Origin of the sequence: Streptomyces purpurogeneiscleroticus, assembly GCF_020024005.1 — a bacterium.
GTDB classification, from domain to species: domain Bacteria; phylum Actinomycetota; class Actinomycetes; order Streptomycetales; family Streptomycetaceae; genus Streptomyces; species Streptomyces purpurogeneiscleroticus.
Genome location: NZ_NHSG01000052.1, coordinates 1 through 7032, shown reverse-complemented (window position 1 = coordinate 7032; position 7032 = coordinate 1). Strand labels below are relative to the sequence as shown.

7 protein-coding genes are annotated in these 7032 nt (G+C 72.6%); 4 read left to right on the top strand and 3 right to left on the bottom strand.

Features of this window, described 5'->3' with window-relative positions; genetic code table 11:
- Positions 1-21: 21 nt before the first annotated feature.
- A complete protein-coding gene (locus CCS38_RS01520; RefSeq protein WP_223731356.1) occupies positions 22-1011 on the top strand; it encodes an alpha/beta fold hydrolase in 990 nt (329 codons plus the stop codon).
- A 13-nt stretch (positions 1012-1024) separates the two neighbouring features.
- On the opposite strand, the gene CCS38_RS01515 is transcribed toward CCS38_RS01520, so the two are convergent.
- Genes CCS38_RS01515 through CCS38_RS01505 form a run of 3 tightly spaced genes read right to left on the bottom strand, consistent with a single transcriptional unit; the run spans position 1025 to position 2679 of the window.
- A complete protein-coding gene (locus CCS38_RS01515) occupies positions 1025-1831 on the bottom strand; it encodes an SDR family oxidoreductase (RefSeq protein ID WP_223731354.1) in 807 nt (268 codons plus the stop codon).
- Positions 1828-2259 carry a DUF2267 domain-containing protein gene (locus tag CCS38_RS01510; protein WP_223731353.1) on the bottom strand — a complete coding sequence of 144 codons (432 nt, stop codon included), beginning with the start codon at positions 2257-2259 and terminating at the stop codon, positions 1828-1830. Before CCS38_RS01510 ends, CCS38_RS01515 begins: the two co-directional genes overlap by 4 nt.
- A 6-nt stretch (positions 2260-2265) precedes the next feature.
- Positions 2266-2679 (bottom strand): SRPBCC family protein, encoded by a 414-nt coding sequence (locus CCS38_RS01505; RefSeq protein ID WP_223731352.1) that lies wholly within the window; start codon positions 2677-2679, stop codon positions 2266-2268.
- Between the two features lie 387 nt (positions 2680-3066).
- On the opposite strand from CCS38_RS01505, the gene gntA reads away from it, so the two are divergent.
- The 3 genes from gntA to CCS38_RS01490 all read left to right on the top strand — a co-directional run bounded on the left by gntA (position 3067) and on the right by CCS38_RS01490 (position 6997).
- Positions 3067-3798: a guanitoxin biosynthesis heme-dependent pre-guanitoxin N-hydroxylase GntA gene (gene gntA, locus CCS38_RS01500; protein ID WP_223731351.1), complete on the top strand. Its 732-nt coding sequence runs from the start codon at positions 3067-3069 to the stop codon at positions 3796-3798.
- Positions 3799-4066: 268 nt separating this feature from the next.
- Positions 4067-5287, top strand: a complete 1221-nt coding sequence (locus CCS38_RS01495) for a lipase family protein (protein WP_223731350.1) — start codon at positions 4067-4069, stop codon at positions 5285-5287.
- Between the two features lie 186 nt (positions 5288-5473).
- Positions 5474-6997, top strand: a complete 1524-nt coding sequence (locus CCS38_RS01490; protein WP_372456959.1) for an adenosine deaminase family protein — start codon at positions 5474-5476, stop codon at positions 6995-6997.
- The last annotated feature ends 35 nt before the right edge of the window (positions 6998-7032 follow it).

The window sequence follows — 7032 nt, the reverse complement described above, 5'->3', positions numbered from 1 at the left end:
CCGGGGGAGGGGGCGTCGGGCGTGCGGGACGACGTGGAGCTGCGCTACCACGTGGTGCACGGCTACCGCCGAGCCTTCCGGTTCGCGGGCCGTGGCCCCGCGCTCGTGTTCCTCCACGGCATCGGGGACTCCTCCGCGACCTGGGCGGGCATCCTCCCGGCGCTGGCCAGGAACCACACCGTGATCGCCCCCGACCTGCTCGGCCACGGCGCCTCCGACAAGCCGCGCGCCGACTACTCGGTCGCCGCCTACGCCAACGGCGTCCGCGACCTGCTCGGCGTCCTCGGCATCGACCGCGCGACCCTGATCGGGCACTCGCTCGGCGGCGGGGTGGCCATGCAGTTCGCGTACCAGTTCCCCGAGCGCACCGAGCGCCTGGTGCTGGTCAGCGCGGGCGGCGTGGGGCGCGAGGTCACCCCCGTCCTGCGGGCCGTCTCCCTGCCGGTGGCCGCCGCGCTGCTCTCGGTGCTCGGCCTGCCGGGGATGCGCTGCCAGACCCGGCTGGTCGTCGGGCTGCTGAAGCACCTCGGCACGGACCTCGGGCAGGACGCGCCGGCCCTGCGCCGGCTGGTCGACGCGCTCCCGGACGCGGCGTCCCGGAGCGCATTCGTCCGCAGTCTGCGCGCCGTGGTCGACTGGCGCGGCCAGGTCATCACCATGCTGGACCGGTGCTACCTGGCCGAGGGCATGCCCACCCTGCTGCTGTGGGGGTCACGGGACGGCGTGATACCAGTACGCCACGCCTACCGCGCGCACGACGCGATGCCCGGCAGCCGCCTGGAGGTCTTCGAGGGCGCCGGGCACTTCCCCTTCACCGCCGATCCGGACCGCTTCCTCGCCGCGTTGCAGCACTTCATCGCCACGACCCGGCCGGCCGACTGGAGCCCCGAGCGGTGGCGCGAGCTGCTCAGGGCGGGCCGGCCCGGCAGCGCGGCCGGCCGGCCGGACGACGCCCGCAACCGCGCCGTGGAACGCGAGCTGCGCGACGAGAGCGAGCGCAGCGCCACATAGCGCAGTCCGTCTTTTACGGGCGGCGCCAGCTGTGGTCCGGGAGGTGGGAGCCGGCCTGCGGGCCCATCCGCAGCATGCCGCCGTCGACGGCCCACGACGCGCCCGTCACATACGCCGCGTCCGGGCCGGCGAGGAAGGCGATGACGGCGGCCACCTCACGGGCGTCGCCCGGCCTGCCCAGCGGGACGCCGGGCCGCTCCTTGGCGGTCACGTCCTCGCCCTCCTGCCCGGTCATCGGGGTGGCGATCTCGCCGGGCGCGACGGCGTTCACGTTGATGCCGTACTCGGCGAGCTCCAGGGCCATGACCTGCGTCAGCAGGCCCAGCCCGCCCTTGGCCGCGCAGTACGGGGCGGCGCCGACCCGGGGCTGGTGCTCGTGCACGCTGGTGACGTTGACGATCCGGCCGCCGTCACCCTGGTCGATCATGCGCCGGGCGGCCAGCTGGGAGCAGAGGAACGGGCCGGCGAGGTCGACGTCGAGCACATGCTGGAACGTCGCGTGATCGATGTCCAGGAAGGGCGTGGCGGTGCCGGTGCCGGCGTTGTTGACCAGTACGTCGATCCCGCCCAGCCGCTCGGCGAGCCGGTCGACGGCCTGCGCGGCCGCCGGCAGGTCCGCGAGGTCCATCCGCTCGATCTCCGCGGTCCGGCCCTTGCCGCGGACCTCCTCGGCCGTCGCCTCGGCGCCCTCCCGGTCGCTGTGCCAGGTGATGCCGATGTCCAGCCCCTGCTCGGCGAGGCGTACGGCGGTGGCCCGGCCGATGCCGGAGTCCGCCCCGGTGATCACGGCGGTACGCGGGTTCAGGTCCGGTGTCCTCACGAGGGGTCCCCCATCCGGCTCTCGGGCAGCAGCTCACGGATGTCGGGCGGAAGGACGCTGCCGAGCTTCTCGCTGAGCTCGGGCGCGAGCGCCGCGTCCAGCGTTTCGAAGACCGCGCTCGCCTCCTGCAGCGCGGCGTCCTCCGAGACCCCGCCGCGCCAGGCGATCCGTGCGGCGAACGTCGTCAGGTCGAACCGTTCCGCCGTGTGGTGCTCCGCAGGGTCGTCGCCGCCCTCGTGCGCGGCGACCACCCGGCGGAGGTGCTCGCCGGCCTCCTGCGGCAGCTGGGCCGCCAGATGTTCGGCGAGACCGTCCGGGATGCGCTCCGCCAGCGTCTCCAGCGTCGCCCGTACCGCGCGCTCAGCCGCCCCGCGGTCGGGGAGCGCGGCCCCTGCCTGCACCAGCCGCAGGAACTCGTCGTGACGCATGATCATTCATCCTTCCGTGCCGTCGACACGCAGCCGTACCTGCTCCGCCAGCCGCGCAAGGCTCCGGTCCAGCGCGGCCTCCACGGCCTCGCGGCCCGGGTCGTGGGACGCCTCGAAGAAGGACAGGTGAATGGTCACCTCGCTCGCCCCGCTCCCGATGCCGGCCACCTGGAGCCAGCCCGCGTAGCTGCCGCTCTCCCGGGTGCCCCATTCCAGGCGCTGCTGATCCGGCTGGGCCCGGAAAAGAGCGGACGCGTCCTCGCCCGTACGGTCCTCGTGCACCGTTACCGCCGGCAGCTCCTCCTCCCGTACGTGCAGCTCCGCCGGCATCCAGGAATCGAGCCGCGACACATCGCTCGCCTGATCGAAAACGTGCTCGGGCAGCGCCGGCATCGTGCGGGAACGCTCGTACTCGCTCATGCCACATCTCTCCTCGGTCCGAAGCGGCCTGGAACGGTCCCGGTCGGTCCCGATCGGCCTCGCTCGATCGGTCCGGACCGGTCCGAACGCTTCCACGGAACGCCTGCCCCGAGACGGCGTCCGGCGGCGCACAACCACCCGATTGCAGGGGGATGGGGGCGATTCGTCGCCGCCCGTTTCCCGGCGGATTTTCATTGATCGGCCTTGGCCCGTCACAATCACCGGGCGACCTTCCCTGTTTTCTCAGCGGACTCGGTCCTGCCCACGCGGCGCGGCTGCCTCAGCCGCCGTGGGTCCGGGCGCCGCCGCTTCGGGGTGGGCGCGACAGGTTCACAGGGCGGAACGATCTCCCTACGAGGAGGCACATAATTGGAAGGAAGGCTGGCCATGACGACGGATGCGCGTGGTGAGGTCGAGGAGTTCATCCTGGGGGAGCGGTTCGCCTGCCTGGCGGGCCGGTCGGCCTGGCGCCGGGGCGGCATAACCCACCGGCATTACGACCGGATGGGGAGTACGGAAGCCGCCCGGCTGATGGCGTTCGATCTCGCGGAATTCGTCGGCTCGGCGGACTGGAGTCCCCGGACGTTCACCAGCTTCATCGCGACCTTCGAGCAACCTCGCGGGGTCGATGAGCTGCGGTTCGAGGAGCTTCTCTGGCAGCAGCTGCAGCTGCTCCACGAGCAGGACGCGGAATCCCATAGCTGGGCCGAGGGCTATTCGTCCGATCCGCAGTCCGGGCAGTTCGCGTTCAGCGTGGCCGGCCATCCCTTCTTCGTGATCGGTCTGCACGAGACGCACCGCCGCTGGGGCCGCCGGCCTCCCTTCCCGATGCTGGCCTTCAATTCCCACGAGCAGTTCGACCTGATAAAGGGCGCCGGCATGTGGGACCGGCTGGCGGACAAGATACGCAAGCAGGACATCAAGCTGCAGGGGGACATCAACCCCAACCTGTACGAGTACGAGCAGCTCTCCGAGGCCCGCCGCTACTCCGGCCGCCCCAAGCCCGCCGACTGGCAGTGCCCCTTCGCCGCCCGGGAAGCCGGCCACGAAGCCACCGGGGAGGCCGAGCGGGAGCCGGCGGAGGAGCGCGAGCGCGAGCTGACCGCCTCGGGGGCGTAACCGCGAGTCCGGCGGCGGTGGCACAGTCACGCACCGTCGGGCACAGCCATGTACGCCCACGCACAGCCACCGGGCCTCAGCGCCCGTGGCTGTGCCGACCGGGCGGCCGCGGCCCGGTTCTCGTACAGCTACGGCCAGGTGGCGTGCAGCACTGCACGGGGCATCCGGTATCCGGCATCTCCTACGGGTCCCGCGGGGGTTTTCCCCCATCACGGCCCGGGGGATCGCTCCATGTCCCGGCGGAGCGGCCGACAGGCATGATCCCTGCATGACTTCACGGGGCACAAAAATCCGGATTCTGGCTGGTGCGGCGGTCCTCGGCAGTGTGTCCGCCCTGCCGGCTCCGGTCCCGGCGGCGGCCGACTCCCACAGCGAGCGGGCGCGCGGCGGGGCCGTCGTCTCCGTCGAGCAAGCGGCCGACCTCACAGCGGAGGAAGTGGCCGGGGAACTCCGGGGAAAGATCGACTCGTCCCGGGTCCGCTACGGCGTGACCGCCTATCGCGTCACCTACCGCACCACTGACAGCGCCGGCGCCCCCACGACCGCGAGCCAGCTCGTCGTCCTGCCCAGGAACGGCGCGCGCCGCCTGTCCACCGTCTCCTGGCTGCACGGCACCACCGTCCACCGCAAGGACGTCGCCTCGGAGAATCCGCAGTCGAACGACCGGCTCGTCGCCCTGCTGTTCGCCTCGACCGGGCGGGCCGTTTCGGCGCCCGACTACGTGGGCCTCGGCTCGGGCGAAGGCTTCCACCCCTACGGTGACCCCCGGGCCACCGTCGCGGCCTCGGTGGACGGCCTGCGCGCGGCCCGGACCCTTGCCCACCGGAACGGCCGGGAGCTGAAGCGGAAGGTCCAGGTCAGCGGGTTCTCACAAGGCGGCCCCGCGACCATGCTGGTGGGCCGGGCGCTCCAGCAGCAGCGCGCCGACCGCTACTTCAGACTCGGGGCGCTCGCCCCGGTCAGCGGCCCCTTCCACCTCTCGGCCTTCGAGGCCGCCGCGGCCGACGACAAGATCGCCAAATCCGGCATCTACCTCGCTTACTTCGTCACCGCCTGGAACAAGACGTACGGCCTCTACACATCACCCGGCGACGTCTTCCGTTCCCCCTACGACAGCAAGGTGGAGGGGCTCTTCGACGGCCATCACACCACCGGGCAGATCGTCGGCGCACTCCCGGCGGCCTCCAGGGACCTGTTCACCGAGGACTTCCTGAACAAGATCCGCAACCCCGGCGGTGTCCTGAAGGACAGGCTTCGCCCGATGGACACCACGTGCGACTGGCGGCCGAACGTACCGGTGGAAATCTTCCACGGCCGGGGCGACAAGGACGTCGACTTCCGCCACGCCGCGTACTGCGCCGACCAGTTGACGAGCAACGGCGCCGCACACCGGCTGACCGACGTCGGCGACTACGACCACAATGCATCGGTGCGGCAAGCCCTGCCCCGCATCATCGAGTTCTTCGACGAGTCGGCGAAGACCGACTGAAGCGCGCCACCGGCAGCGGCCGGGAGCAACGGCGGGGACAGCACCCACCGGGTTCGTGCCGCACCCGTGCCCCTCACCGCTGTGCCGACCGGGCCGCCGTGGCCCCGGCTGTGCCGACCGGGTGGCCTTGCCGCGCCCGCGGCCTGTCAGGTCGCACCCGGTCGCCCGGCGTGCCGAAGATGCACCGTGATCTTCGGCAACCGGCTCCGCAGGAGCGCTTCCGCACCCCGCCCCAAGCCCAGGCCCAGGACCGGCCCCGGCCTGCGCGCCGCACTGGCCCTCCTGGGCGCCGCCTCCCTGGGCGCGGCAGCCCTGCCCGCCGTCCCGGACGCCGCCGCGACCCCACCACCGGCCGGCCGCCCCACAACCCCCGCCGAGCAGCGCCTCGACGCACACCTGGACGCCATCCGGCACGACCCGCGGGCCCTGCGCGCGTTCATGCGGGCCCTGCCCAAGGGCGGTGACCTGCACAATCACCTCACCGGCGCCGCGTCCACCGAGCTGCTCGTCCGCCTCGCCGCGCAGGACGGGCTGTGCATCGACCGGACCGACACGGCCCTGCCGCCGCCGTGCCGCGCCGGCACCCGCCCCGCCGCCGACACCCGCACCGACCCCGCCTTCCGGCAGCGCCTGATCCGCGCCTGGTCGATGCAGGACCTCCCGCCCGGCGCATCCGGGCACGACCACTTCTTCGCCGCCTTCGACAAGTTCGACGAGGCCGTCAAGCGGCACACCGGTGAGCTGCTGGCCGACGTGACCGACACCGCGGCCGCGCACCACCAGTCGTACCTCGAGACCATGATCACCCCGGCCGCGGCCGCCACGCGCCGGCTGGCCGCCGACATCGAGTACGACACCGACCCGGCCCGGATGCACCGCGCGCTGCTGGCCGGCGGCAAGCTGGACCGAGTGGTGCGCGACGCCCGGCGGGAGGCCGACCGGGACACGGCCGTCTTCCGCCGCACGGCACACTGCGACACCCACGCCCCGGCCCCCGGCTGCCGCGTGACCGTCCGCTTCATCTCCCAGGGCATCCGGTCCGAGGCGCCCGAGCAGGTCTTCACGCAGCTCGCGCTCGGCATGCGGCTGGCCGAGCGCGACCGGCGGTTCGTCGCGGTGAACCTGGTCGCGCCGGAGGACGGCGAAACCGCCCTGCGCGACTACCGCCTCCACATGCGGATGCTCGACTACCTGCACGGCGTGTACCCCCGCGCGCACATCACCCTGCACGCCGGCGAACTCACGCCCGGCCTGGTCAAACCCGCCGACCTGCGCTTCCACATCCGGGAAGCCGTCCACACCGGCCACGCCGAGCGCATCGGCCACGGCGTGGACCTGGCGCACGAGGACGGCGCCGAAGAGCTGCTGCGCACCATGGCCCACCACGGCATCGCCCTCGAATCGCCGCTGACGAGCAACGCCCAGATCCTCGGCGTCAGCGGGGACGCCCACCCCTTCCAGCGCTACCGCCGGGCGGGTGTACCGGTGACGCTCGCCACCGACGACCCCGGGATCTCCCGCACCGACATCAGCCACGAGTACCAGCGCGCCGCCACCACGTACGACCTGAGCTACCCCGAGCTGAAGGACCTCGCCCGCACCTCGCTCAAGGAAGCCTTCCTGCCCGGCCCCGGCCTCAAGACGCACCTGCAGTGGCGGCTGGAGAACGCCTTCCACCGCTTCGAACAGCGCGAACTCCACAGGCATTGATCCCCATGACCACCGTGCCCAAGACCACCGCGCCC

Coding starts and splice junctions, on each gene's coding strand:
- CCS38_RS01510 (WP_223731353.1), bottom strand. CDS start 2,259: ATGCGTCACGACGAGTTCCTGCGGCTGGTGCAGGCAGGGGCCGCGCTC.
- CCS38_RS01505 (WP_223731352.1), bottom strand. CDS start 2,679: ATGAGCGAGTACGAGCGTTCCCGCACGATGCCGGCGCTGCCCGAGCAC.
- gntA (WP_223731351.1), top strand. CDS start 3,067: ATGACGACGGATGCGCGTGGTGAGGTCGAGGAGTTCATCCTGGGGGAG.
- CCS38_RS01495 (WP_223731350.1), top strand. CDS start 4,067: ATGACTTCACGGGGCACAAAAATCCGGATTCTGGCTGGTGCGGCGGTC.